This is a genomic window from Mesorhizobium sp. M8A.F.Ca.ET.021.01.1.1 (assembly GCF_003998025.1).
Classification (GTDB): domain Bacteria; phylum Pseudomonadota; class Alphaproteobacteria; order Rhizobiales; family Rhizobiaceae; genus Mesorhizobium.
Genome location: NZ_RZSJ01000919.1, coordinates 1 through 1,398, shown reverse-complemented (window position 1 = coordinate 1,398; position 1,398 = coordinate 1). Strand labels below are relative to the sequence as shown.

Genomic DNA, 1,398 nt, shown 5'->3' with positions numbered 1-1,398 from the left:
GTGCTGATCGCCGTCGGCAATTCCGGCGAGGGCGCGCTTGCCGGCATCGTTCGGGATCTGCTCGGCGACGCCTCGCCGCTGGTGCGGGGCGCGGCAATTTGGGCGCTGGCGCGGCTGGTGCCGGAAACCGAATATGCCGAACGGGCCGCGAACGGCCTGGAAACCGAGGATGACGCTATGGTGCGCGACGAATGGCGCCTGGCGCGGCCAACCAGGACGCATGCATGAGCGAAAAGCGGATCTTTATCTTCGGCGCCGGCTATTCGGGCAAGGCTTTTGCCCGCGCCAACCCGGATGGTGCCAAGATCATCGGCACGACGCGATCGGCGGAGAAATTGGAGGCGCTGCGCCAGGCCGGCATCGCCCCGCTGCTGTTCGACGGCAAGTTGACGAGCGACATCGGCGAAGTGCTGGAGAAAACCACGCATCTGGTGATCTCGGTCGCCCCGGAAGACGCCGGCGATCCTGTGCTGAATGCCGCCCGCGAGGCAATCGCAGGGATGCCTGAGCTGGAGTGGATCGGCTATCTCTCGACCGTCGGCGTCTATGGCGATCATGGCGGCGCTTGGGTCGACGAAACGGCCGTGTGCCGGCCGGTATCAAAGCGTTCGGTCATGCGGGTCGAGGCCGAGCAAGCCTGGCAGAAGCTCGGCCGGGAAATCGACCGGCCGGTGGCGATCCTGCGGCTCTCCGGCATCTACGGTCCGGGCCGCAACGCGCTGGTCAATCTGGAGAACGGTACCGCGAGGCGGCTGGTCAAGCCGGACCAGGTGTTCAACCGCATCCATTGTAACGACATATCAGGCGCGCTCTGGCATCTGATCGCCGGCAATAGGGGTGGCATCTTCAACGTCACCGACGATGAGCCGGGACCGCCGCAGGATGTCGTCGCCTATGCCGCATCGCTGATGGGGATCGAGGCGCCGCCCGAAATTCCCTTCGAGACCGCCCAACTTTCGCCCATGGCGCGGTCCTTCTATGGCGAGAACAAGCGGGTCGCCAATGCAGCGCTCAAGGCGGCGGGCTATCGGTTTCGCTTTCCCGACTACCGAGCCGCTTTCGACCATTTGTGGGCAAGCGGCGACTGGCGCGACGGCGCGCCGCGCAGCCCGATGAAGGGACAAGCAATTCCAGGAAAAGTGTGAAACGGTTTTCCGTCCGGAATTGCGCCAAAAGGTTAGAGCGATCGAAGCGTCGCATGTTGCGTGCTATGATTCGGGCTTGGGGTTTGGTGGGATCCGATTTCATGAAGACAGCGACGCGGTCGTCTTTTGGCAAGAGATCACTGCTGGCGGCCGCCCTTGGCTTGCTTGCCCTGACCGGTCTCGCGCAGCCGGCAGCGGCCGAGGAGCGGGCGAAAGACCTGTTCGGTGCGGAGAAGCTGCCGACGGCCACCGC

1 protein-coding gene and 1 pseudogene are annotated in these 1,398 nt (G+C 64.6%); both read left to right on the top strand.

From position 1 onward, the window contains the following. Positions 1-228, top strand: a pseudogene (locus EOA36_RS35450) (tRNA epoxyqueuosine(34) reductase QueG); the annotation flags it as partial. Next, positions 225-1,145 (top strand): SDR family NAD(P)-dependent oxidoreductase, encoded by a 921-nt coding sequence (locus tag EOA36_RS35445; protein ID WP_127281237.1) that lies wholly within the window; start codon positions 225-227, stop codon positions 1,143-1,145. The pseudogene EOA36_RS35450 and the gene EOA36_RS35445, both read left to right, overlap by 4 nt. Positions 1,146-1,398 lie beyond the last annotated feature (253 nt).

What these genes read in the sequence shown, in the direction of transcription:
- EOA36_RS35445 (WP_127281237.1), top strand. Translation starts at nt 225, where the DNA reads ATGAGCGAAAAGCGGATCTTTATCTTCGGCGCCGGCTATTCGGGCAAG.